28 protein-coding genes and 2 pseudogenes are annotated in these 20,544 nt (G+C 68.4%); 20 read left to right on the top strand and 10 right to left on the bottom strand.

What is annotated here, in order from left to right; all coding sequences use genetic code 11:
* The first annotated feature begins 36 nt into the window (after positions 1–36).
* On the top strand, positions 37–1,503 hold the full coding sequence (locus tag IE257_RS06400; protein WP_189965538.1) for an aminotransferase class I/II-fold pyridoxal phosphate-dependent enzyme: 1,467 nt from the start codon (positions 37–39) through the stop codon (positions 1,501–1,503).
* 137 nt (positions 1,504–1,640) lie between these two features.
* Positions 1,641–2,143 (top strand): annotated as a pseudogene (locus IE257_RS37945) (catalase HPII); the annotation flags it as partial.
* A 70-nt stretch (positions 2,144–2,213) separates the two neighbouring features.
* On the opposite strand, the gene IE257_RS37940 reads toward IE257_RS37945, so the two are convergent.
* Positions 2,214–2,657, bottom strand: a complete 444-nt coding sequence (locus IE257_RS37940; protein ID WP_372452945.1) for an STAS domain-containing protein — start codon at positions 2,655–2,657, stop codon at positions 2,214–2,216.
* Between the two features lie 1,114 nt (positions 2,658–3,771).
* Between IE257_RS37940 and ppk2 the strand changes: the two genes are divergently transcribed.
* The 3 genes from ppk2 to IE257_RS06380 all read left to right on the top strand — a co-directional run bounded on the left by ppk2 (position 3,772) and on the right by IE257_RS06380 (position 5,765).
* Entirely contained in the window at positions 3,772–4,779 is a 1,008-nt protein-coding gene (gene ppk2 / locus IE257_RS06390; RefSeq protein WP_189965536.1) for a polyphosphate kinase 2, read from the top strand.
* Between the two features lie 455 nt (positions 4,780–5,234).
* Entirely contained in the window at positions 5,235–5,405 is a 171-nt protein-coding gene (locus tag IE257_RS37935; RefSeq protein ID WP_209468329.1) for a hypothetical protein, read from the top strand.
* A gap of 96 nt (positions 5,406–5,501) precedes the next feature.
* Positions 5,502–5,765, top strand: coding sequence for a GlsB/YeaQ/YmgE family stress response membrane protein (locus IE257_RS06380; protein WP_189965531.1), 264 nt, complete (start codon positions 5,502–5,504; stop codon positions 5,763–5,765).
* 633 nt (positions 5,766–6,398) lie between these two features.
* On the opposite strand, the gene IE257_RS06375 is transcribed toward IE257_RS06380, so the two are convergent.
* The 3 genes from IE257_RS06375 to IE257_RS06365 are packed head-to-tail and all read right to left on the bottom strand — an operon-like array spanning position 6,399 to position 8,073.
* Positions 6,399–6,761 (bottom strand): hypothetical protein, encoded by a 363-nt coding sequence (locus IE257_RS06375; protein ID WP_189965529.1) that lies wholly within the window; start codon positions 6,759–6,761, stop codon positions 6,399–6,401.
* The gene (locus tag IE257_RS06370) at positions 6,758–7,438 is read right to left on the bottom strand and encodes an Asp23/Gls24 family envelope stress response protein (RefSeq protein ID WP_189965528.1); all 681 of its coding nucleotides are present in this window, start codon (positions 7,436–7,438) and stop codon (positions 6,758–6,760) included. The genes IE257_RS06375 and IE257_RS06370 overlap by 4 nt, the downstream gene beginning before the upstream one ends.
* Complete coding sequence (locus IE257_RS06365; protein ID WP_189965526.1) at positions 7,429–8,073, bottom strand: RNA polymerase sigma factor; 645 nt, start codon at positions 8,071–8,073, stop codon at positions 7,429–7,431. The genes IE257_RS06370 and IE257_RS06365 overlap by 10 nt, the downstream gene beginning before the upstream one ends.
* 164 nt (positions 8,074–8,237) lie before the next feature.
* On the opposite strand from IE257_RS06365, the gene IE257_RS06360 reads away from it, so the two are divergent.
* The 6 genes from IE257_RS06360 to IE257_RS06335 all read left to right on the top strand — a co-directional run bounded on the left by IE257_RS06360 (position 8,238) and on the right by IE257_RS06335 (position 11,091).
* Positions 8,238–8,717 (top strand): Asp23/Gls24 family envelope stress response protein, encoded by a 480-nt coding sequence (locus IE257_RS06360; protein WP_189965524.1) that lies wholly within the window; start codon positions 8,238–8,240, stop codon positions 8,715–8,717.
* Between the two features lie 63 nt (positions 8,718–8,780).
* Positions 8,781–8,960: a DUF2273 domain-containing protein gene (locus tag IE257_RS06355; RefSeq protein ID WP_030239695.1), complete on the top strand. Its 180-nt coding sequence runs from the start codon at positions 8,781–8,783 to the stop codon at positions 8,958–8,960.
* The gene (locus IE257_RS06350; RefSeq protein WP_229920159.1) at positions 8,957–9,361 is read left to right on the top strand and encodes an Asp23/Gls24 family envelope stress response protein; all 405 of its coding nucleotides are present in this window, start codon (positions 8,957–8,959) and stop codon (positions 9,359–9,361) included. The genes IE257_RS06355 and IE257_RS06350 overlap by 4 nt, the downstream gene beginning before the upstream one ends.
* A 35-nt stretch (positions 9,362–9,396) precedes the next feature.
* Positions 9,397–10,044 (top strand): DUF6286 domain-containing protein, encoded by a 648-nt coding sequence (locus IE257_RS06345; RefSeq protein ID WP_229920158.1) that lies wholly within the window; start codon positions 9,397–9,399, stop codon positions 10,042–10,044.
* A 47-nt stretch (positions 10,045–10,091) separates the two neighbouring features.
* Positions 10,092–10,694 (top strand): Asp23/Gls24 family envelope stress response protein, encoded by a 603-nt coding sequence (locus IE257_RS06340; RefSeq protein ID WP_189965522.1) that lies wholly within the window; start codon positions 10,092–10,094, stop codon positions 10,692–10,694.
* A gap of 223 nt (positions 10,695–10,917) precedes the next feature.
* Positions 10,918–11,091: a CsbD family protein gene (locus IE257_RS06335; RefSeq protein WP_189965520.1), complete on the top strand. Its 174-nt coding sequence runs from the start codon at positions 10,918–10,920 to the stop codon at positions 11,089–11,091.
* 107 nt (positions 11,092–11,198) lie between these two features.
* On the opposite strand, the gene IE257_RS06330 is transcribed toward IE257_RS06335, so the two are convergent.
* Positions 11,199–12,269, bottom strand: coding sequence for an SRPBCC family protein (locus IE257_RS06330; RefSeq protein WP_189965518.1), 1,071 nt, complete (start codon positions 12,267–12,269; stop codon positions 11,199–11,201).
* Positions 12,270–12,272: 3 nt separating this feature from the next.
* A complete protein-coding gene (locus IE257_RS06325; protein WP_189965516.1) occupies positions 12,273–13,337 on the bottom strand; it encodes a histone protein in 1,065 nt (354 codons plus the stop codon).
* Positions 13,338–13,538: 201 nt separating this feature from the next.
* Between IE257_RS06325 and IE257_RS06320 the strand changes: the two genes are divergently transcribed.
* From IE257_RS06320 to IE257_RS06285, 8 genes are all read left to right on the top strand, one after another.
* On the top strand, positions 13,539–13,913 hold the full coding sequence (locus IE257_RS06320) for a gas vesicle protein GvpO (protein WP_189965514.1): 375 nt from the start codon (positions 13,539–13,541) through the stop codon (positions 13,911–13,913).
* A gap of 29 nt (positions 13,914–13,942) precedes the next feature.
* The gene (locus IE257_RS06315; protein ID WP_189965512.1) at positions 13,943–14,407 is read left to right on the top strand and encodes a gas vesicle structural protein GvpA; all 465 of its coding nucleotides are present in this window, start codon (positions 13,943–13,945) and stop codon (positions 14,405–14,407) included.
* 3 nt (positions 14,408–14,410) lie between these two features.
* Complete coding sequence (locus tag IE257_RS06310; protein ID WP_189965510.1) at positions 14,411–15,130, top strand: GvpL/GvpF family gas vesicle protein; 720 nt, start codon at positions 14,411–14,413, stop codon at positions 15,128–15,130.
* 28 nt (positions 15,131–15,158) lie between these two features.
* Positions 15,159–15,407, top strand: coding sequence for a gas vesicle protein GvpG (locus IE257_RS06305; protein WP_189965508.1), 249 nt, complete (start codon positions 15,159–15,161; stop codon positions 15,405–15,407).
* 72 nt (positions 15,408–15,479) lie between these two features.
* Complete coding sequence (locus IE257_RS06300; RefSeq protein ID WP_189966199.1) at positions 15,480–15,848, top strand: gas vesicle protein; 369 nt, start codon at positions 15,480–15,482, stop codon at positions 15,846–15,848.
* Positions 15,845–16,684: a GvpL/GvpF family gas vesicle protein gene (locus IE257_RS06295; protein WP_189965506.1), complete on the top strand. Its 840-nt coding sequence runs from the start codon at positions 15,845–15,847 to the stop codon at positions 16,682–16,684. The genes IE257_RS06300 and IE257_RS06295 overlap by 4 nt, the downstream gene beginning before the upstream one ends.
* Positions 16,681–16,902: a gas vesicle protein gene (locus IE257_RS06290; protein WP_189965504.1), complete on the top strand. Its 222-nt coding sequence runs from the start codon at positions 16,681–16,683 to the stop codon at positions 16,900–16,902. Before IE257_RS06295 ends, IE257_RS06290 begins: the two co-directional genes overlap by 4 nt.
* Positions 16,892–17,296, top strand: coding sequence for a gas vesicle protein K (locus IE257_RS06285; protein ID WP_189965502.1), 405 nt, complete (start codon positions 16,892–16,894; stop codon positions 17,294–17,296). The genes IE257_RS06290 and IE257_RS06285 overlap by 11 nt, the downstream gene beginning before the upstream one ends.
* Before the next feature lie 71 nt (positions 17,297–17,367).
* Here the strand turns inward: IE257_RS06285 and IE257_RS06280 are convergent, their stop codons facing one another.
* Positions 17,368–18,012, bottom strand: a complete 645-nt coding sequence (locus tag IE257_RS06280; protein ID WP_189965500.1) for a TetR/AcrR family transcriptional regulator — start codon at positions 18,010–18,012, stop codon at positions 17,368–17,370.
* A gap of 373 nt (positions 18,013–18,385) precedes the next feature.
* On the opposite strand from IE257_RS06280, the gene IE257_RS06275 reads away from it, so the two are divergent.
* Entirely contained in the window at positions 18,386–18,826 is a 441-nt protein-coding gene (locus IE257_RS06275; RefSeq protein ID WP_189965498.1) for a hypothetical protein, read from the top strand.
* Positions 18,827–19,026: 200 nt separating this feature from the next.
* Here IE257_RS06275 and IE257_RS06270 read toward each other — a convergent pair whose 3' ends face one another.
* The 3 genes and pseudogenes from IE257_RS06270 to IE257_RS06265 form a co-directional block, all read right to left on the bottom strand.
* Positions 19,027–19,500, bottom strand: a complete 474-nt coding sequence (locus tag IE257_RS06270; protein WP_189965496.1) for an Hsp20/alpha crystallin family protein — start codon at positions 19,498–19,500, stop codon at positions 19,027–19,029.
* Between the two features lie 373 nt (positions 19,501–19,873).
* Positions 19,874–19,998, bottom strand: a pseudogene (locus IE257_RS37930) (GntR family transcriptional regulator); the annotation flags it as partial.
* Positions 19,999–20,122: 124 nt separating this feature from the next.
* Positions 20,123–20,521: an STAS domain-containing protein gene (locus IE257_RS06265; protein WP_189965495.1), complete on the bottom strand. Its 399-nt coding sequence runs from the start codon at positions 20,519–20,521 to the stop codon at positions 20,123–20,125.
* Positions 20,522–20,544 lie beyond the last annotated feature (23 nt).

The raw sequence follows: 20,544 nt of genomic DNA, 5'->3' as shown, positions 1-20,544 counted from the left end.
CCGTTTTCGCCGGCGGTCTCGGGGCAGGCGCGAGGCATGGACCAGTCGAAAGCACCGGTACTCGATGCGTTGGTCGCCTACTACGAAAGCGGTCAGATTCCGTTCACGCCCCCGGGTCACAAACAGGGGCGGGGCACCGATCCCCGTGTCCTGGCCGTGCTCGGCGAGGCGGTGTTTCACTCCGATGTCCTCGCCACTAGCGGCCTGGACGACCGTACGTCGTCCCACGGCGTCCTGGAGGAAGCACAGGCGCTGATGGCGGACGCCGTCGGGGCGGACCACGCGTTCTTCTCCACCTGCGGCAGTTCCCTGTCGGTGAAGTCGGCCATGCTGTCCGTTGCCGGACCGCACGAGAAGCTGCTGGTCGGCCGTGACGCGCACAAATCTGTCGTGTCGGGTCTGATCCTCTCGGGCATCCGGCCCGTCTGGGTGGATCCGCAGTGGGATGCCGAGCGTCATCTCGCCCATCCGCCGTCCGCCGAGGCCTTCGAGGCGGCGTTCGCCGAGCACCCCGACGCCCGCGGCGCACTCGTGACCACTCCTACCCCCTACGGCACCTGCTCGGACCTGGCCGCCATCGCCGAGGTCTGTCACCGCCGGCACCGACCCCTGATCGTCGACGAGGCGTGGGGCGCCCACCTGCCCTTCCACCCGGACCTGCCGACCTGGGCCATGGACGCCGGCGCCGACGTGTGCGTCACCTCCGTGCACAAGATGGGCTCCGGCCTCGAACAGAGCTCCGTCTTCCACCTCCAGGGTGACCTGGTCAAACCGGAGGTGCTCAAGAGCCGTGAGGACCTGCTGGGGACCACCAGCCCGTCATCCCTCGTCTATGCAGCGCTGGACGGCTGGCGCCGCCAGATGGTCGAGCAGGGCGAGGCGCTCTACGACCACGCCCTCGCCCTCGCTCACAAGACCCGCGACCGCATCTCCCGTATCGACGGCATGCACGTGCACGGCCGCGACGACTTCTGCGGGCCGGGCCGGGCGGCGGACATGGACCCCCTCCAGATCATCATCGACATCAGCGCTTCGGGCGTCACCGGCTACCGTGCCGCCGACTGGCTGCGCAAGAGCCACCACATCAACCTCCACATCGCCGACCACCGCCGCATCAGCGCCCAACTCACCCACGCCGACGACAGCGACACCGTCGAGGTGCTTCTGACCGCCCTGACCGACCTGGCCGCCCACACCACGCAGCTCCGCACCGGACAGCCCGTGGAGGTTCCATCACCTCCCAGGCTGCGTCTGGAGCAGGCAGCGTTGCCCCGCGATGCCTTCTTCGGCCCCACCGAGCAGGTGCCCTGGCAGGAGGCGAACGGCCGGATCGCGGCCGAGATGCTGACCCCGTACCCGCCCGGCATTCCGGCAGCCCTGCCCGGCGAGCGCCTCACCGCACATGTCCTGCGCTACCTGCGGACCGGAGTGGAGGCCGGCATGGTCGTGCCGGACGCGGTCGACACGCAGGTGAAGAGCGTGCGCGTACTCCGCGGTAAGTGACCGGCGCGGAGCGGGTGACGGCGTCGCACTTCTCAGCCGGAGGCGCTCGGCGTCCAGGGCTGTCGCCTGACGGTCAGCCGCTTGCCCACGGCCTCCTGGTGAATAGGGAAGCGCTTGGTGACGGTGATGATGACCTTCCATCCGCAGGGGCGGGCGGGGCCACCGGCCTCGGGCTGCCGGCCCCCGTGGCCATCGAGCCGCTCGCCACGCCCGACCCCAGCCCTTCCCTCTCCAAGATGGGCGGAACCTGGCCGACCGACGGCCGGCTCATCGGCGTCGTCGCCGACGCGGCGGCCGATCTGCACGGCGTGCGGGCCGCCCGGCAAGCCATCCTCGACGCCGACATGGTGCCCTCGTCATCGCTCCGACCGGCCGCACCCTCGCCCCCGACGGCGACCCGATTACCATCCAGCGGACCTACGCCACCGCCCGCTCCACCGAATTCGACGCCGTCCTGCTCGCGGGCGTGCCCGCGGCAGGGGCGGACGCCTACGGGGCCCGCGATGCCAAGGTCGGCACCGCCCGGCAGCCACAAGCCGTCGACCCGCGGGTGCTTCTGCTGGTCACCGAGGCGTATCGGCACGGCAAGGCCATCGGTGGCTGGAACGGTGCAGGCGAGCTCCTCGAGACCGCCGGCATCAAGCCGATGACCCGGTTATCGCCCTGGACGAGTGCAAGGGCGATGCGGAAGTACGTTGTCTCCGCCGCCCTTACCGAGGACGACCTCGTGCGTGCTGTCGCCTCCGGCCGGCTGTGCCTGCGCGGGCCGCGCCTGTGGCGCGTGCGGCTTCCGTCGCTTCGCGCAGGGTGCGGCGCAGGAGCCGGGTGGGCGCTGCACGGCTGTCCTGGGCGCTGTCCAGGAGGAGTTCGTCGGTGAAGTCCAGGAGTTGCTGGGGCTGGCGCTGCCAGTTGTAGGCGAAGAGGGCGACGCCCTGGGAGCCGGTGTAGCGGGCGAGACCGAGCAGGTGGTGGAGGCCGACCACGTCGAGGAACGACAGACGGCGCATGTCGCACGCCACCGCGGCGACGTCATGGTCGAGAGCCGTGTGCACAGCGGCCAGGGCCCAGCCGGAGGCTGCGTCCAGCTCTCCGACGGGGGTGACGACCACCGTCGCACCGTAGCGTCTGATGTGGATATCGAGATCGCTTCGCATGGTGCCTCGTCTCGCCCAAACAGCCAGGGGATCTTTCCATCTTGGTCCCGCACCCACGCTGCCCGCAACCATCGGCGGCAGCGGGGGCCTACCCGGCGCGCCGGGTGGCTGGCAGAGCCAGAAGTACGGGGCACGTGAACGTGATCGCGGTCGGTGGCGGTCACACCCGGGAGGGGTGCGGTCCCGGGCCTCGGGCGGTTTCTGACAGGCCGGTCTCCCACCCCGCGACTCCGCGAGCACCAGCGACACGGCCAGAGCGGGTAGGGCCCGAGTCCCGCGCATGCCGTGTCGGCTTTTGTGATCGCGCGTCCGGTTGCTGCGCGTCCTTGAGGGCCCGGTCGATGGCCTCCAGCCCGCGCTCGGCGGCGCGGACTCCGGCGCGATGCCGGGCAACTCGAAAACGCGGTGCATTTTTCGGCCTGCCGTCTGGCCGATGACCGTGAGACTGGCGGATCTTTCTTTCGCGCCTCCGTCCTGGGCTGACCCGGGCGGAACGAGGGGTTCGAGGGTTCCCGCAGCGGAACCGCGAGCTTGCCGGGCATGGCCATGCCCGCCTCAGCCGGCCGTACGATCGGCAGCTCGACCGCGGGAATCCCGCCGAGCACAGCCTCGCGGCCTGCGCGTCGCACCGGGCGAGGCCGGCCGCGTGCGCCTGTGCTCCCGATGGCACGGGCTCGGCGAACGAGTCCGGCACTGGTGCGCCGAAGGAGCGGTGCGGGAACGAAGGGTCGAGACACAGGCCCAGCTCGTACTTGATCGTTCCTCGACCCTGGCCGCCAAGATCAGGGCAGCCAGCTGCGCGCGGTCGGTCGCACCGCACCGTTCTCGCGGACGAGACTCGGCAGGTCGCCGAAGTACCTCACCACCAGCCGCGCACGGGCATCCGTGGGAGGGCGTGTGCAGCGTGGGGGAGCCGCGGCCTCCTGGACACCAACCTCGTCCACCCCGCCCTGGTCGCCGAGGTCAGGTCCGACCGGGCCATGGACCACGGCGGCGTCTACCGCCACCCGCCGCGCTCCGAGCGGCGGGTGGACGTACGGTCGAGGACGTGCCGGGCTTCGGGGTGCCTACTGGTTGCGGCCATACCGGCGTCTCGCGCGGGTAGGTGCGGGGTGTGAACGACCAAGAGTCCCCACGAACAGAGGCCGAGGATCTGTTGACGGGGTTGAGCGTAGACGATCGGCGGCCGGAACAGCCTGTGCTTCTGGACTCGTCGGGTGCCCCGATCCGGACGTGGCGGGAGAATTACCCGTACGACCGCAAGATCCGTCGGGCGGAGTACGAGCGGACCAAGCGGATCCTGCAGATCGAGCTCCTGAAACTGCAGCACTGGGTCAAGGAAACCGGAGCTCGGCTGGTGGTGATCTGCGAGGGCCGGGACGCCGCAGGCAAGGGCGGCACCATCCAGCGTTTCACCGAAAGGCTCAACCCCCGCGGGGCACAGATCGTCGCTCTGGCCAAACCGACCGAGCGGGAGTCGGGACAGTGGTACTTCCAGCGGTACGTCGCCCACCTGCCCGCCGCCGGTGAGATCGTCTTCTTCGACCGCTCCTGGTACAACCGCGCCGGCGTAGAGACGGTCATGGGGTTCTGCAACCCGGAGCAGTGCGAGCTGTTCCTGCAGCAGTGCCCCTCCTTCGAGGCCATGCTCGTGGAGGACGGAATCCTGCTGGTCAAGTTCTGGTTCTCGGTCTCCCGCGCCGAACAGCGCACCCGCTTCGCGATCCGGCAGGTCGACCCTGTGCGGCAATGGAAGTTGTCACCCACCGACCTGGCCTCCCTGGACCTGTGGGACGCCTACACCACTGCGAAGGTCAAGATGTTTCGCGCGACCGACACCGAGCACGCACCGTGGACGGTGGTCAAAACCAACGACAAACGCCGCGGCCGACTCGAAGCCATGCGCAGCCTGCTGTCCCGCATCGACTACGACGGCAAGGACGAGGAGGCGGTCGGCTACCCGGACCCCCTCATTGTCGGCGCCGCCGACACCCTCCTAGAGGCCGGGGAGGAACCCACCGACCTCACCCCCACCCCCTTGGCCGGGCCGCCCCTCGGCCCCGGCCTGCACCCCCACCCACATCTCACTGCCTCAAGACACTCAGCAGGACCACCTGCCTGACCCCACACCAGCCCGGCATCCAGCAGACGGCGGGGGCTGAGCGCTTGACCCTGCAAGTTGGTGCTGGCTTGGCGGCGGTGAGCGTTCGGGTTGGCGATGCTCGGCACCCGGTCGGGACCATGCTGCTCCGCGACGGGTCGACACCCGCGAGACGGCGGAGCGGATCTTCGGCAACGCCGTCGTGTGCACGATCGTGGGTGGAGAACCCCACGTGCACGTCGGCGTCGGCGAGATCGTCGAAAGGGGCCCCCTCCACACGGAGCCGCCTTCCGCCGCCGGTCCGGAATGCACTCGCCAGGAAGAGGCCGCCGGCAGTGCGGCGGACCCCGGCTCGGGCGAACGGCGGAAACCCCACCAGCTCAAGGGGTACGAAACTTCGGCACCGGGTTCGCGTGAATCGTTTGGGAGCCGTTGGTGCGGACATATGCATAGCGTAAGACGTTGATGGGGATGACATGGGCACTGGTGAGAAAATTAAGGCTGAGGTAGAACGAGTTACGGGAAGGGCTGTGAAGAAAGCAGCCCATGCCATAGGCAAGGAGACGCTGGCCGCCAAAGGTGTCGCTCTGGAAGCCCGGGGCAATGCCCGGCGCGTCAAGGAGAGGGGCAAGGATGCGTTGAGTTGACGGCATGGGGTCCTTGTTCGTTGGGCGAGTGATTCGACTCAACGGCACGGGAATGGGAGTGCACGGATATTTTGTGTGACGAGACAGGAAGGAATCATGGGCATACTTGCTTGGATTCTTATCGGGCTGTTCGCAGGCATCATCGCCAAAATGCTGATGCCTGGGAAGGACCCGGGCGGAATCATCATCACCATATTGATAGGCGTCGCGGGCGGCCTGCTCGGTGGGTGGCTCGGTAAGGTAATTTTCGGGGTTGACTCCATCGACGGCTTCTTCGAGATCTCGACGTGGGTCGCCGCCATCGTCGGCTCCCTCATCCTCCTCGGCGTCTTCCGCCTCTTCAGGAGTGCTAGGCATTAGCAGGAAACGGCAACCGGACGCCGGTCCCTTTGATATCCGAAACGGCTTCCCTGCGCGAGCGGGTGAAGTCGTTTCCTGCGTCCACCGCACGGCCGACTGTGGCCGGAACCGACTGAGGTCTGCGCTGCGTAGTCTCCGCGGCGCGGGCAATAGCCCTGCACCCACGTGTGTCGAACGCCCGAGCGTGTCGCGGGTGTCTGTAACCCATGAAGGACGTGCCTCATCCTGCGTCGCAGCGCCCGCCGAGCGGCCCACACAACCACTCGCAAACCCCATCCTGTCAGTCGAAAGAGGATTCCCAGGAGAGGCCTTCGCATCCAGCGAGCGAGGACCCAACGCCGTCGCCACTTGTGTCCGTGCCGCCCCAGGGTGAATTTCATGCTTGCCTCCCGCAGGTACGGGCCGGAGTTCTCTCGTCGACAGGAACGATTCCCGAATCAATGGGAGAGCCATGTGTGCCATCTACCCGGTTTCGAACAACGAGAACGCCGCGAACCGCCGAAATCCTTGAGGTATCTCCATGGTGCGCGCGGACCAGGCCAACCAGGGGGTCGGCGAGCGCATGGCCAATGCGGCTAGGCCGTCAAGTCGCAGCGCCCTACGCGAAATCCCCGCGGATGCATGCCCGGCGGGCTACACGATGCGGGTGACGGTGACCATGACGTTGACGGGCGCTGCCCTGCCGTGCTGGTCCAGGTAGGCGGCGACGGCCGTCCGGACGTCTTCGCGGACCCGTCGGGCAAGGTCGACAACGCGGTGGTCCCCGGCCAAGATGCAGCGCACCTCCAGGTGCCAAGCGCCGGCCGAGGTGATTTCGCCGTGGACGCCGGCCGCCTCCTGGCGCCCGATGGTACCCGCGGCCACGGCTTCGTATACGCGGGAGGCTGCGAGTGCCAGCCGGTCGGCGAGCACGGGCTGGAGAGCGACTACGCCGGGAACCGCGAGGGCGGCCCGGGCCGCCGCTCGGTGGATGTTCTCGCGGTCCGAGCCGGTCATCGTTCGCTCAGTTCGGACCGGTCGTCACCCGGTACGCGGGAGCGTCCCAGCACGGCGTTGACTTCAACGTCGACGCTGGTGACGGCGAGGCCGAGGAGGTGCTCAGCTGAGTGGAGGACGGCTTGGCGTACGGCCTCGGCTCGCCCTCGCAGCGGCTGGTCGAGCGTCGCTGCCACCGTGATGACGACGACGTGGACGGCGTGGGCGCCCTTCGCCGCGGCCACGCGGCAGCTGGCGGCGCGGATGCCAGGGACGGTGTCGGCGGCCCGGCGCAGCACTTTCGCGGCTGCGCTCTCGGCGATGCGCAGGTCGTGATCGGGGTCGTCGAGCAGCAGCATGGTGCCGAGCCGTACCTCGCTGCGGACCGCGTTGATGACCCGGGTGGCGAGGCTGTGGCCGTCGGGTCGTTCCTCGGCGCGCAGAGCACGGGTGGCCCGGTCCAGGGCCGTCAGCCCTTCGACGGCCTCGCGGCAGTGGGGGCAGCGGCTGCTGTGCTCGTCTGAGGCGCCGGCCGCGCCGCGGGCCTGTTGCCAGGCGTGGCCGAGGGGACGTCCGCAGGGCAGGAGTTCCCCACCCGCCAGCAGTTCCGCGTCGGAATACATCGACGCTTCGCCCCGTACGGCGCTCAAGCCTGCGGGCTCGTCGCCGGAGGGCGGGTGCGGGTCGTCTAGCGCCATGGGCGCATCGCCTCCATCAGAGCGCGTCGTGCGCGAAAGAGTCTGCCGCGCACCGTTTGCTCACTGCTGCCCACCACGTGGGCGATCTCTTCATAGTGCAGGCCGTGCAGTTCGCGCAGCACCCAGCACACTCGGAGCTCGGGGCCCAGTGCCAGGAGCGCTTGTGTCAAAGCGACCGCCGCTGCGTCCGTCTCGGCCACCTTGGATGGTGAGCTGTTCGCATCTGCGGCAGCGGGTTCGGGGACGGTGTCCAGGGGCAAGGGACGGGGCCGGCGGCGCAGAGCGTTGAGGCAGCGGTTCGTCACGATGCGATACATCCAGGTGCTGAACGAGGCGCTGTGCCGGAATTCCGGCAGCCGCCGCCAAGCGCTGATGAAGGCGTCCTGGACCGCATCCTCTGCGTCCGCCCGGTTGCCGAGCAGGTGCTGGGCGAGGGCGAGCAGGCGGCTGCTGTGCCGGCGGACCAGGACGGCGAAGGCGTCTTCGTCCCCTTCCGAGGCTCTTATCGCCAGCACACTGTCGTCCAGTGCGCGGACAGCGTCCTGCTCCGTGGTGACGCCGACGATCGGCAGCGCTGCTGGTCGCAGGGGGAGGTCGGCGCCAGGTTGGGGGGAGGGGTCGGTCCGGTTGCGCATCCGCCGCTCGCTTCCTTCCGAAGACGCTCGTTGCGGCCTGCGTACGTACTCCTCGATGGTAGGCGGGCTGCCCCGCACGAGCCGCGTGAGGAATGTCCGCGCGAGGTGTCCTAAGCATGAGGGCGCCGCACCGGCGCCCGGACATCCACCCTGGGGAGGTCCTCATGTCGGACACCATCAACTCCACCTCAGGCGGAGACGAGTCACGTCCTGCGGGCAAGACCCTCACGGGCCCCACCGGCGCCGGAACCGCACCCGAGTCGCGGGGCAGGACGACCATCGCCGACAGCGTGGTCGAGAAGATCGCAGGAATGGCCACCCGTGAGGTGCCGGGCATCCACAGCCTCGGCTCCGGCATGGCCCGCACGCTCGGGGCGGTGACCGACAAGGTCCCCGGCGGCCGTCCCAGCGTGAGCCGCGGCGTGAAGGTCGAGGTGGGCGAACGGCAGGCCGCCCTCGATCTCGACGTCGTCGTGGAGTACGGCTTCGCCATCGTGGACATTGCCGCCGACGTCCGTACCAGCGTCATCACGGCGGTCGAACGCATGACCGGCCTTGAGGTCGTCGAGGTGAACATCGCCGTCGACGATGTCCACCTGCCCGACGAGGAGGACGACCAGGAAGGCGAGGGACGCGTGCAGTGACTCCTCGCAGCCCCCGGATTCAGCGGGCCGCGAAACTACCGACGCGAAATTCAGGTGAGTGAAATGAGCGCAGCAACCGTGGGCCTGCTTGCCGGCATGGCCCTGGGCTTCGCCGCATTCTTCGGCGGCTTCTGGGCGTTCCTGCTCGTGGCGTTCCTGGGCCTGGTGGGCCTGATCATCGGCCGTATGTTGCAGGGTGACCTGGAGCTGTCCGACTTCACGCGTTCCCGGAACCGGCAGTGACCCCGCAACCTGAGGCTGCGCCGCTCTGGGGTGCAGCAGCTTCCACCCCGCCGGTGCTACCGGCCGCCGAACGCGGGGCCACGGTGATCCCGGACAAGGTGGTCGCCCGCATCGCGGCCCGCGCCGCAAAAGAGGCACTGGCCACGCACACGGACACCGCGGGCGCTCACGCGAAACTGGCCGGTCCGCGCGCCTCGGCCACCATCGGCAGCGGCACGGCCCGGTTGGGGCTGACTCTGGACCTGCCGTACCCGGCGGACCTCGCCGGGGTCTCCCGCCGCCTGCAGGACTACGTCAGTGAGCGGGTGGCTCATTTGACCGGCATGCGCGTCACGGAAGTCACCCTTGCCATCGAGCACCTGATTCCCGCCGACGGCCTGGAGCGCCGCCGCGTGCAGTGAACCGGACCGCATTCCCACCGGGAAGGAGAGCCGGCATGGAACGCGAGCAAGATCCCCTGGCCCAGAAGGAGCCCACCGCGACGGACGAGGCCACCTCCCGCACGGTGGGGCTGCTGGACGAGCGGCCTCCGACCGGACCACGCTCGGCTGCTCGGCGCCCATGGTCCGCGCGCCGCATACCCGCCGCGCTCACAGCCCTGATCATCGCGGTCGCAACGGGAACCCTCCTGTTCGACGTCATCAGGGTCCGCGCCGGCCAGGCCGCCGCAGGCTGGCGCATACGCCTGGCCGACGAACTGGCCGCCCGCCCGCTGAATGACCCGGCGCTGCAGATCGGGGCCGCCGTCATCGCCGTTATCGGCCTCTGGCTGATCATCCTGGCCCTGAGCCCGGGCCTTCGCCACCAGCTGCCCCTGGAGACTCCTGACGCGGAGATGCGCGCCGTACTGGACCGCGAGGCCGCGGAACTGAAGCTGCGGGATGCGGCGATGCGCGTCCCCGGGGTCAGCGCTGCCAAGGTCCGGTTCTTCCGGCACCGCATCAAGGCGCGCGCGGATGTGCGATTCCGCGCCCCCGTCGACGTCAAGGCCGATCTACTGGTCGCTCTGCAGGAGGCCCTCGACCGGCTCGCCCTCGCACGCCCTCCGTCGCTCGACGTCCGGGTACGCCCACGTCACAAGTAGTCACGCCTGTGATGTCCGCCGCCGAGGAGAAGGCAGAAGGGGACCCGATGAAAAGAAGATCCGCAGTCAATCGAATTCTGCTGGCCCTGGCAGGCATCGTCCTGCTCGGCACAGGCCTCATGATCCTGGCGGGCGGCTTCGACCTGTACCGACGCTGGTCACTGCCACCACCCGACGGCTGGCCCCTGACCACTCCCCGCGATGTCCTGCTCGCCGACGTCGACCGCACCCGCTGGGCCGACGAAGGATGGTGGTGGCCCGCGGTCATCGCCGTCCTGGCCGTCGTCACCCTGCTCGCCGTGTGGTGGCTGCTGGCGCAGCTGCGCCGCACTCACCCCGGCGCCCTGTCCGTGGGCGGAGCGCACGCCGTGGACGGAGTGGAACTGCGCGAGGGTGCCCTCGGCGACGCTCTGGCCGCCGACGCCCGGCACCTGTCCGGTGTTCACCAGGCCCGCGCACGGATGGACGGCTCGTCGAGGCATCCCGAAGCCCATCTCGCGATCACCCTCACGCCCGATGCCGAGCCCGGCCCCGTCCTGCAGGCGCTGCGCGACGGGCCGCTGGAACGCGCCCGCCGGTCCATGGACCGGCCTCTGCCTGCAAGGGCGCACCTGCGGTTGACCCCGCACAAACCCCACCGTGCCGAATAGGACCCTGGCTGCGGTCGGGAGCGCGACCTGACAGCGGAGAGCGTTGGTCTCTCGCCGGACATCAGAGAAATCGGCGGGCACTGGCTAAGTGGGCCGGGGGCCGTGCAGCCGCTGCATCGTCCCCTTTTGTCCTGGATTCCACGAAATGCCTATCTGTTCGCGCGGCGGGTAGGAGCTGAGCAGGCTTGTACCGCCAAGCGCGAGTGGCCGGGAGGTGAGAAAAATGGGCGCAGGTAAGAAGGCCAAGAACGTCGCCAAGACGACCAAGGGCAAGGTGAAGGAAACCACGGGCAAGGCAGTGGGGAACGAGAGCCTGGAGGCCAAGGGGCAGAGGGAGCAGATGCTGGGTGACGCGAAGCAGGCCGCCCAGAAGGCGAAAGACACACTGAAGCACTGACACGCCGAGGTGAGCCGGTACGCGAGGTGATATGGGGGTGAGGGCCGGCGGGAGATCTCCCGCCGGCCCTCACACATGTCAATCGCTGCTGCTTCAAGGGGACGGCTTCACGCGGGCTGCCGGTGCCGGCGTCGGCGAGGCGGAGCTGGCTCGTCGTCCTCCTCTTCCTCCTCGTCCGGTTCTTCCTCAGGTTCCTCCTCAGGTTCCTCTTCTTCCTCTTCGAGTTCCTCGTCGCTGTACTGAGCGTCCTCGTCCGCGTCTCCGTCTTCGCCCTGCTCCGGGCCGTCCGCGTACTCCTCCTCGTCGTCCTCGGAGCCGTCGTCCTCGTACTCGCCTTCCTCCGGCTCTTCGGCCTGTTCTTCTTCGAGGGCTTCTTCGTGTGTCTTGACGACCTCCCCGTCCCGGATCTCGCCGCGCCAGCCTTCCGGTTCGTCGGTGGTGAGCATGGCGTGGCGCAGGAAGTTCTTCAGGTCCAGGCGCAGTCGGCGGCCCTGGGCGCGCCACAGATTGCCGGTCTTTTCGAACAGCCCGGAGGGGTAGTACTCGACGACGATGACGATGCGGGTCAGCGACGGGGCGAGTTCGTGGAAGGTGACGCAGCCGCGGGTCGTTCCCTTGGCTCCCTGTGAGGTCCACACGATGCGGTCGTCGGGTACCTGTTCCTGCACGGTTGCCTTGAAGCTTCGTGTTGAGGGACCGACCTTGACCTTCCAGTCGCTGGTGGTGTCGTCGTCGCGGGAGACGTCGCGGACGCCTTTGGTGAATCCGCTGAAGTCCTCGTACTGCGTCCAGTGGTCGTAGACCGTGCGCAACGGCAGGCCGACGTCGAGGGCCTCGACGATGTTGACGATTTTGCCGCCACTGCTCTTGCGGCCTTTGCCTTTGCCGCCACCGAAGGCTTCAGTGACCTTGTCCTTGAGGTTGCCGAGCTTCTGGCCGGCGAATGCTTTCAGGGGGGAATCGCCCTGGAGGAGGCGGCCGCCGATGCCGGCGACGTCCGAGAGGCTGCCGTTGTTGTCGGCGACGTCGTAGAGCTGGTCGGTGACGTCGGAGAGTTTGTCGGTCGCTTTGTCGGCCAGTTGGTCGGCCTGGGCGGCGAGGTATCCCGTGAGTTCCTTCAGCAGCTTGTCCATCCCGGAGGGGGACTCCGACGAGCCTGTGCGGTCTGAGGTTGCCATGGCCTACCTCCGCGTGGACGGCTTGCGCGCCGCCGTCTTCTTGGCGGCCGTCTTGCGTGCCTGGCTGCGGCCTGTGGTCTTCTTGGCGGTGGCTTTGGTGGCAGCGCTCTTGTGTGCCGGGCTTTGAGCTGCGCTCCTCTTGCGCGGCGGGGCGCTGGTCTTCTTGGTAGCCGCCCTGCGCGGGGCGCTCTTCTTGGCGGGCGCTGCCTTCTTTGCCGGCCGGGCGCCAGTGGTCTTCTTCGCTGTCGTCTTCCTGGCGGGGGAGGACTTCTTCGCCGCGGCCTTCTTCGCGGGTGCGGCCTCCCTGGAGGGCGCTGCCTTCTTCGCGGGCGTCCTCTTTGCGGGGGCGGCCTTCTTTGCGGGTGCTGACTTCTTCGCAGGTGCTGACTTCTTCGCCGGGGTGGGGCGCCGCGCGGTCCTCCGGGCGGGGGCCGCGGTCTTGCCGCTGTGTGCGCGAGCCGAGGTACGAGTCCGGCGCGGCGACGGGGGAGACTCCTCCTCCTCTTCCTCCGACTCTTCCTCCTCGGGTTCTTCCTGTTCCCCGGGTTCCTCTTCCTCTTCGGGTTCCTCTTCCTCTTCGCCCTCCGCCTCCGGTCCCTGCTCGCCCTCTTCCTCCTCGTCGCCCTCTTCCTCCTCTTCGTCTTCTTCGACCTCGCCCTCGGGCTCGCTGTAGGCGTCCTCGTCCTCTCCCGCGTCTTCCTCGGCTTCCTCGTCCTCGTCCTCGTCCTCGCCCTGCTCCTCCTCGTCCCGACCGCTGCGGGTGAGCTCGAGGGTGCGCTCGTGCAGTACGCCGGCGAGGTCGGCAAGCTTCCGATTGGCCGCGACAGCCAGCGCTTGCTTGCCGGCGTCGAGGGCTTCTCCGCGCAGCTGCTCGGCAAGTTCTTCGAACTGTGGCATCTCCTTGAGCCTGGAGGCGCCTTCCTTGAGCAGCTGTCCGGGTTCGAGCCCGAAGCGACGACCGGCGAGATAGGTCGCCACGGTGAAGGCCAGGCGGCCCTTCTTCGTGCGGCCGAGTATGTATCCGCCAGCCATAGCGGCTGCGAGCGCGATCTTGGTGGTGTCCTCCATGATCATCCCCTGCCAGGGCGCTTTCGGTCTGGGTGGTGTCGCCCGGGGCAGTGCATCGCCTCACGTACGCGCTGCCCGCCGACGAGAAGGGGGTCCGGCCGGAGGCCGTCCCTGAAAAGGCTTCTGCCCCGATATGGGGCTTATATCTTGATTTGGTGACATTCTAGTTTCTGTGAGGCCGTCTCCCCAAGGGAGGGCCATATGGCCGCAGCGGAACCTGCACGCCCCCGGCGGGCCTCTTCGCACGCCGCCGGCGACGGCGAAGGGCAGGACAGGGAAAGGCCCAGGCGCACAGCGCCCCGGCGCCGTTCCGGAAAGACGGGCGCAGCGGCGGCGATGCGTGCCGCGGCGCAGCAGCTCGCTGAACTGCTGGGCCGGCTTCCGGACTCGGTCTCCTCGCTCAAGCCGACCGAGGACGGCTGGGAGGCGCACGTAGAAGTGGTGGAGCTGGAACGCATCCCGGACACCACCAGCGTGATGGCCAGCTATCGGGTCGCGCTGGACGAGGACGGCGAGTTGATCTCCTACGAACGCACCCGCCGCTACACCCGCGGCATGATCGACCGGCCGACCTGAGCACAGGCCGACCGGCGGAAGGAGGCGCCATGACCATGGTGCCGCAGGGCGGTGGCCCCGTCGCCCGAGGGCAAGGAGGCGGCACGAGCAGCCTCTACGACGTCCTGGAACTCATCCTCGACCGCGGGCTGGTCATCGACGTCTTCGTCCGCGTCTCCCTCGTGGGCATCGAACTCATCAAGATCGACGCGCGGATCGTCGTGGCCAGCGTCGACACCTACCTCCGCTTTGCCGAGGCCTGCAACCGCCTCGACCTCGAAGCAGGCCGCAAGGCCCCCGCCCAGCTTCCCGACGTCATGGGGAACATGATGGAAGGAGGGGCCCGCGGGAAGACCAAGGGAGCCATCAGCGGAGCCGTCGATGCCGTCACCGATTCCCTGACCGGTAAGTCCTCCAAGTCCAGGGAGCCGGAAGAAGAGGAAGAGGCGGAGGAAGAGGTACCCAGGAGACGTCGCCCTGCCGCCCGGCGCCCCGTACGGCGGGAGAAGGAGTAACCGATGCCGCTCTACGTGTACTCGATCGCCGCGAAGGACCACCCCCACCGCCTGGATGGCGTGAGCGGCGTAGGCTCCGATCCCTCCCCGCTGCGCACGGTCACGGCCGGCCCCCTGTGCGCGGTGGTCAGCGACATCGCCGAGGAGATCCGGCCCAAACGCCGCGACCTGAACGTCCACCAACAGGTGCAGGAGCTGCTGATGGCCGACGGGGTGATCCTGCCGTTGCAGTTCGGCTACATTGCCACCGACGACGATGCGGTCCGCCAGGCCCTCGAGTCCAACGCGGAGAACTACCTCGGTGCGCTGGGGCGTCTGGACGGGTGCGCCGAGTACCACGTCAGGGCCTCGCAGGCTGATGAGGCACCACTGCTGCAGCAGATCCTTCAGGATCTGCCCGAGGCGAGCGACCTCAACGAACGGATCCGCGGCGGAGACCGGGACCCGAGCCTGCCGCTCGTCCTGGGCGAAATGGTGGCCCGCGAGGTGCAGGTACGCCAGGAGGCCCTGGCGGCCGGCCTGACCGAGGCGCTCGTCCCCTTTTCCCGCGAATACCTGGCCCACCCGCCATCGAGGACCGACTTCCTGAACCTCTCCCTCCTCGTGCACGACGAGCACAAGGAGGCCCTGCGTACCGCGGAAGTAGACCTGGCACGGGAGATCGGCAACGACGTCGACCTGCGCTTTTCCGGACCGCTGCCCCCCTACAGCTTCGTCCAGTAACCAATCCCACCCACGGAAGGGGAACGCTATGGGACTCCTGACCTACCTGCTGACGCTCCCCGTCGCACCGGTACGCGCTGTCACCTGGGTCGCCCAGCGCGTGGTCGACCAGGCGGAAGAGGAGTACTACGACCCCGCTCCGATCTGGCGCGGGCTGGCGGAGCTGGAGCAGCAGCTGCTGCGCGGAGAGATCGATCAGGAGACCTTCGACCGCCAGGAGGACGAGCTGATCGCCCGGCTGGAAGAGATCGCAGCGTTCCGGCAGCAGCTTCCCTGAGTCGAAGAATGAGGGGCCACCGTGACCGAACCCCTGCCCGGCCGACCCGGAAGCTTCGCCTCCCGCGCGCCGATGCCATACGGGCAGTCCTCCACCTCCAGCCTCGCCGACATCCTCGAGCGTGTCCTGGACAAGGGGATCGTCATCGCCGGCGACATCCGCATCAACCTCCTCGACATCGAGCTGTTGACCATCAAACTCCGCATCCTGATCGCCTCTGTGGACAAGGCCAAGGAAATGGGCATCGACTGGTGGGAGCACGACCCCTCCCTGTCGTCCCGGCACACGGGCAGCCCCCTGGAACAGGAGAACCGCCGACTGCGCGCCGAACTCGACGCCCTTCGCGGCCGACTCGAACCCGGCGCGTACGACGAAGAAGAGGTCCCGGGTGAGGAACAGGGTGGCCGACCGGCCGGCCGACGACGGAAGAGCCCTCCGTGAACACCCCCGGCAGCCTTACCTACGTCTACGCAGTCACCCACCGGACCGGCCCGCTGGGCGAGGCCCTCGCCGGCCTGCACGGCATCGGCCAGACGCCGCTGAGGCTTCTTCCTCTCACCGCCGAGACCGAGCCCGCCCCCAGTACCTCGCTCGCGTCGCTCGCCTTCGTGGCCAGCGACGTGCCCGAACAGGACTTCAACGAGACCGCCCTCAAGAACCACTTCGAGGACCTGGACTGGCTCGAGCACGTCGCACGCACCCATCACGATGTCGTCCAGGCCGTCGCCGCCCGGGCCCCCGTCCTGCCCCTGCGCATGGCCACCGTCTACCAGGACGACCACCGGGCCCGGCAAGCGCTCGCCGCCCAACAGGACGTCTTCAGTCAGCGACTCGACCAGCTGCGCGCCCACACCGAGTACGGGGTGAAGATTTACCTCACGCCCGAGGCCACGCAGCCCCCTGCAGCGGCCCCCGCCCCGGCCGCCAGCCCGGGCAAGGCCTATCTGCAGGCACGCAGGGCCCAGCGCCACTCCCGCGACGCCGTCTACCAGCAGGCAGAACAGGCTGCCGAGACCCTCGAGACGATCGCCTCGCGCCATGCCACCCAGCGTGTGCGCCACGCACCCCAGCGCGGCGAACTCACCGGCCCCGAGGAGAACGTCGTCAACGACGCCTATCTCATCCCCGACGACCAGGCGAGGCCGTTCCAGGCCGCCATCGCCGACGCCGCCCAGCACTACCCCGACCTGCGCATCGAGGTCACCGGCCCCTGGGCTCCCTACTCCTTCGCCATGCCGGCGGCCGGCCCGACCGACGCCCCCGAGCCGCCACCATGACTGTCAGCCAACACGGCGAGCCCTTGCCCGGCCGCCAGGTCGCCCTCGTCGACCTCCTCGACCGGCTCCTGAGCGGCGGAGTCGTCCTCACCGGCGACATCGTCCTGTCCATCGCCGACATCGACCTCGTCCGCATCTCCCTGCGTGCCCTCATCGTCTCCGTCAGCTCCGAGATCGGCCCCGCCCGGGAGCAGGAGGGCGGACGCGATGAGCCGTGAACACCTCCCGCCCCCACACCCCCGGCCCGGCCGAGTCCAAGACCTGGGCGACAGCCTCTCCCAGGCCTTCCGGCTCATCCAGGCGCCCCCCGCCCCTCATGACAAACCCGCCCGCCCTGCCCACCGCCTGACAACCGACCCGGACGCCGTCGGGGAAGACCTTCTGAAGCTCGTCCTCACCATCATCGAGCTCCTGCGCCAGCTCATCGAACGCCAAGCCCTGCGCCGCGTCGATGCCGGCGATCTCACCGACGAACAGGAGGAAGAACTCGGTGCCACCCTCCTCGCCCTCCATGACAGCCTCGCCGACCTCTGCGAGGAACACGGCTACGCCCTGGAGGACCTCAACATCGACCTCGGCCCCCTCGGCCCCCTCCTTCCGCCCCGCGGCTGATGCCTTGATGCCCCCAACCAACCGACCGACCAACCGAGCTGAACGGGCGGGCTCCGGGCGACCTCGCGCGCTCAGTGGGACGCGAGCAGGTCCAGCTCGGCCTGGTACAGCAGGGCCGGGTCGCAGTCCATTCCGGCGAAGTGACCGCTGAGTTCCAGGGAGAGCACCCCGTGCAGCCGGGTCCGAAAGGAGATGGCCAGGCGCTGCGCCGACGCCGTCTCGGCTACCGACTGCACAGGGCCATTCTCCAGTGAGGTATCGGTCGTACTGGCGGGCGCGTCGGGTACATCGGCGCAGGCATCGGTGAGTATGTCCATGATTTCCGCCGCCAATGCGGCAACGTCAGCGGGGGCGCGGTAGCCCGGCACCGGAGGTCCGTAGACGAGGAAATACCGCTGCGGGTCATCGAGCGCCCATATGCGCAGGGCCTGTCCGAGGCCTGCAAGATCCCCTTTACCCTGGGCAGCCGCATTCCTGAGTGTCCCCACCAGGCTCTGGTAGGCGTCATGAACCAATTCCGTGAGCAATTCGTCGCGGCTCGTGAAATATCGGTAGAGCCCGGTGCCGCTCAGACCCATAAGCCTGGCGATCCCGTTGAGGGAGAGCGCGGACGTTCCGGCAGCGGTAATCTGCTCCCAGGCCCGTTCTTTGATCTCTGAACGAACCTGCTGCCGGTACCGTTCACGGGGGGTAGTCGTCGAAGCTGCTTCACCCATGACAGCCTCCTCCTCGCGAGTTACACCCTATCGCTCGCGAGGGATTGCTGTGCTTTCCGACCACCATGCATCCGGCAAGGAAACAGCCCCGCCCCCCGGGGTTCTCGTCCCGTGGGGCACCACCGGTCCGACGAGCCGGACGGGACAGCAACTTGCCCCGCACGGTTATACGACATACGAGAGCCGACAGTCGCCGGATCACGGCAGTGTGACCAAAACGTGGGAAGCTGGTCTGGTCGCTCGCCATGCATGCCGACGAGGAGGAGCGGCGACCTTTCATGCGGCCGTACCTCGGCATTTCGACGATTCCGCCCCAGGGATCGGCGACGGAGAGACACGGGACCGCAAGCCCGGAGGCGCGGGAGTACGAGACATGCCGAACGACCCCGGCCTGAAGATCGGAGCGAGGCTGTACGACGCGGCCTACTACCAGGGGAACGCCATTACAGTGCGCCCTGATGGATGGGACAGGGGTGAGGGTGCCGTCGTGTACTCTCTCGCCTACCTTGGGTTGCGGCGCCTCGGCTCCCTGCAAGCCCCTGTCGAGTCCTCTGCCTCCAACAACCCGTTCCGGCAAGCCCTCGGCCGCGTCACCCACGTCACCGTGTGGGCGTACAGGCCCGACGCCTGGCCGGATCACTTGGACGAGCACGGAACGACCTGGCAGCAGTACAGCGCTGATACTGCCGACCTTGGCACCTGGGCGGCGAAAACCAACTACGTACGCGTCTGGCAGCAGGCCAATGACGGAGTATTCGACTTGGACCTGCTTACCGAGGACAGCTTCAGGGCTCCGGTCACGATCATGGAGTGACGCCGGCGCTGCTTGCGCCGCGGCACCCCTGTCCGCGAGGTCCTTCAGGGGGCGCTCGGAGGCGGCGAGGAAATCGGCGGCGGCGCGAGCCGGATCCCGGTCCCGGCCGTTGGGCGGCCTTTCGGTATGTGACCGGGACAGCAGCCGCGGGAGCACTCAGGCGACGCAGTGCCGCAGAACTCCTCGCCGGCCGTAGCGTCTCAGGCGCGCTGGTCGTAACCGCCGGTGATGGGGATCCGGCGCGGCTGGGATTCGCCCGACTTGGAGATGCGGACCGTCAGGACGCCCCTGTCGAGAGTGGCCTCGGTCTTGTCGCTGTCGATACCCCCGGACAGGCTGGCCCGGTAACAGAACCTGCCTTTGCGCTGGGTGAGCGCCCTGTCGGACCTCTTGTCGAGCTCGCCGGTGATGAACAGATCGTTGCCGTCCATCTCCACGGTGATGTTCTCGCGGGGAATGCCCGGCATCTCGGCCTTGATCACATACGCGTCTTCGGTCTCTTCCTCTTCGGTCAAGGGTGTCCACCCCTGACTGGCCTGGGCGAGGGCGGCCTGTTCCAGGAAGTGGCCCATTTGGTGCCGCATGGAGCCGAAAGGGTGCCGGGGATCCAGCCAGCCAGGGCGGGGGTGGCGCCACATGGTGTCGCCGGAACTCCGTCGAACCGAGAAGTTCATGACAGTATCCCCGTTCCCTCGTCACGTTCGGTGCATACATAACAAATGAATGGGTAACGGCATCTTCCTGAACAATACGCCTTCCTCGATCTCCAGGCGCCATGCCTACCAGAGTGAGCCGGGACGATCTGCGAGGCGGGCGGCCGTGAAACGCCGCAGCAGGGGCGCGGTATCCCCGGCGGTGGGGCTGGGTGACTGCTTGCAGGGCATCAGCGGCATTTAAGCCGGATCGTGAAAGTGTCTCGTGAGTATTTGCCCGCCGCAGCCAAAGTGCAGTGGCCGACGGCAGTTGTCGGCCCCAGTGGATGGCCTTGGTCGAGGACATCCGTCGATGTGGCCCTCGGACTTGGCCAATGCGGCGTAGCTCGCGCCGGTCGGGATCGTGGAACATCGCCGCGTGCTCGGTGCGTTCGGTCAGGACCTCCGCGACGACGTCCCCGAGCCGGGCGAACATCTCGAGTCCCCAGGCCCTCGCACGACGCGGTGGGACGCGATGTCGAAGTGGACCCGCAGCGGTCGCCCGGCTTTGAAGGAGGTGACGTGGCGCTCCTCGACCCAGGTGCGCGTGGTGAGTTCCTCGGTCAGCTGGTCTGCGATCGGCCTGCGCCGACCGCAGGCCTGCCTACCGAGTCAGGCCGTCGGGGTGTCCCGTCGGAAGGCGGCCGTCGGTCGGCGGGTCCGGGTCCACGGGGAAGAGGGGCAGGGCGCCGGTTATCTCCAGGAGGCGCTGGAACTGGTGGTTGGGGGCGGCCAGGCGGATGACGGTGTCGGTCTCCTGCGCTGCCCGTCGCGCGCTGAGGAGCGCGTTGAGGGCAGCGGAGTCGCAGAACGTGAGGTGGCTGCAGTCGACCACGACGGGCTTGTCCGACGAGGCGTGAATGAGGGCCTCGGTGAGGGCGAGCCGGAGGGAGACTGCCGTCTCGATGTCGATCTCGCCGGTGGGCCGGACCGCGACCGTGTGGCAAAGGACGTCAACGGCGACGTCGCTGTCGCCGGCCTCACGGGAGGGGTGTTCGGCCATGGTGGATCACTCCTTGGGTCGAC

The sequence above is a fragment of the Streptomyces avidinii genome (assembly GCF_014650695.1).
Classification (GTDB): domain Bacteria; phylum Actinomycetota; class Actinomycetes; order Streptomycetales; family Streptomycetaceae; genus Streptomyces; species Streptomyces avidinii.
Note: the sequence above shows the minus strand (reverse complement) of the source record. Positions and strands in the feature narration are given on the sequence as shown.

Excerpts from the sequence above, each read along its gene's own strand:
- IE257_RS06400 (WP_189965538.1), top strand. The coding sequence starts at position 37 with ATGGACCAGTCGAAAGCACCGGTACTCGATGCGTTGGTCGCCTACTAC.
- IE257_RS37940 (WP_372452945.1), bottom strand. The coding sequence starts at position 2,657 with ATGCGAAGCGATCTCGATATCCACATCAGACGCTACGGTGCGACGGTG.
- IE257_RS37935 (WP_209468329.1), top strand. The coding sequence starts at position 5,235 with ATGGGCACTGGTGAGAAAATTAAGGCTGAGGTAGAACGAGTTACGGGA.
- IE257_RS06380 (WP_189965531.1), top strand. The coding sequence starts at position 5,502 with ATGGGCATACTTGCTTGGATTCTTATCGGGCTGTTCGCAGGCATCATC.
- IE257_RS06375 (WP_189965529.1), bottom strand. The coding sequence starts at position 6,761 with ATGACCGGCTCGGACCGCGAGAACATCCACCGAGCGGCGGCCCGGGCC.
- IE257_RS06370 (WP_189965528.1), bottom strand. The coding sequence starts at position 7,438 with ATGGCGCTAGACGACCCGCACCCGCCCTCCGGCGACGAGCCCGCAGGC.
- IE257_RS06365 (WP_189965526.1), bottom strand. The coding sequence starts at position 8,073 with ATGCGCAACCGGACCGACCCCTCCCCCCAACCTGGCGCCGACCTCCCC.
- IE257_RS06360 (WP_189965524.1), top strand. The coding sequence starts at position 8,238 with ATGTCGGACACCATCAACTCCACCTCAGGCGGAGACGAGTCACGTCCT.
- IE257_RS06355 (WP_030239695.1), top strand. The coding sequence starts at position 8,781 with ATGAGCGCAGCAACCGTGGGCCTGCTTGCCGGCATGGCCCTGGGCTTC.
- IE257_RS06345 (WP_229920158.1), top strand. The coding sequence starts at position 9,397 with ATGGAACGCGAGCAAGATCCCCTGGCCCAGAAGGAGCCCACCGCGACG.
- IE257_RS06340 (WP_189965522.1), top strand. The coding sequence starts at position 10,092 with ATGAAAAGAAGATCCGCAGTCAATCGAATTCTGCTGGCCCTGGCAGGC.
- IE257_RS06335 (WP_189965520.1), top strand. The coding sequence starts at position 10,918 with ATGGGCGCAGGTAAGAAGGCCAAGAACGTCGCCAAGACGACCAAGGGC.
- IE257_RS06330 (WP_189965518.1), bottom strand. The coding sequence starts at position 12,269 with ATGGCAACCTCAGACCGCACAGGCTCGTCGGAGTCCCCCTCCGGGATG.
- IE257_RS06325 (WP_189965516.1), bottom strand. The coding sequence starts at position 13,337 with ATGGAGGACACCACCAAGATCGCGCTCGCAGCCGCTATGGCTGGCGGA.
- IE257_RS06320 (WP_189965514.1), top strand. The coding sequence starts at position 13,539 with ATGGCCGCAGCGGAACCTGCACGCCCCCGGCGGGCCTCTTCGCACGCC.
- IE257_RS06315 (WP_189965512.1), top strand. The coding sequence starts at position 13,943 with ATGACCATGGTGCCGCAGGGCGGTGGCCCCGTCGCCCGAGGGCAAGGA.
- IE257_RS06310 (WP_189965510.1), top strand. The coding sequence starts at position 14,411 with ATGCCGCTCTACGTGTACTCGATCGCCGCGAAGGACCACCCCCACCGC.
- IE257_RS06305 (WP_189965508.1), top strand. The coding sequence starts at position 15,159 with ATGGGACTCCTGACCTACCTGCTGACGCTCCCCGTCGCACCGGTACGC.
- IE257_RS06300 (WP_189966199.1), top strand. The coding sequence starts at position 15,480 with ATGCCATACGGGCAGTCCTCCACCTCCAGCCTCGCCGACATCCTCGAG.
- IE257_RS06290 (WP_189965504.1), top strand. The coding sequence starts at position 16,681 with ATGACTGTCAGCCAACACGGCGAGCCCTTGCCCGGCCGCCAGGTCGCC.
- IE257_RS06285 (WP_189965502.1), top strand. The coding sequence starts at position 16,892 with ATGAGCCGTGAACACCTCCCGCCCCCACACCCCCGGCCCGGCCGAGTC.
- IE257_RS06280 (WP_189965500.1), bottom strand. The coding sequence starts at position 18,012 with ATGGGTGAAGCAGCTTCGACGACTACCCCCCGTGAACGGTACCGGCAG.
- IE257_RS06275 (WP_189965498.1), top strand. The coding sequence starts at position 18,386 with ATGCCGAACGACCCCGGCCTGAAGATCGGAGCGAGGCTGTACGACGCG.
- IE257_RS06270 (WP_189965496.1), bottom strand. The coding sequence starts at position 19,500 with ATGAACTTCTCGGTTCGACGGAGTTCCGGCGACACCATGTGGCGCCAC.
- IE257_RS06265 (WP_189965495.1), bottom strand. The coding sequence starts at position 20,521 with ATGGCCGAACACCCCTCCCGTGAGGCCGGCGACAGCGACGTCGCCGTT.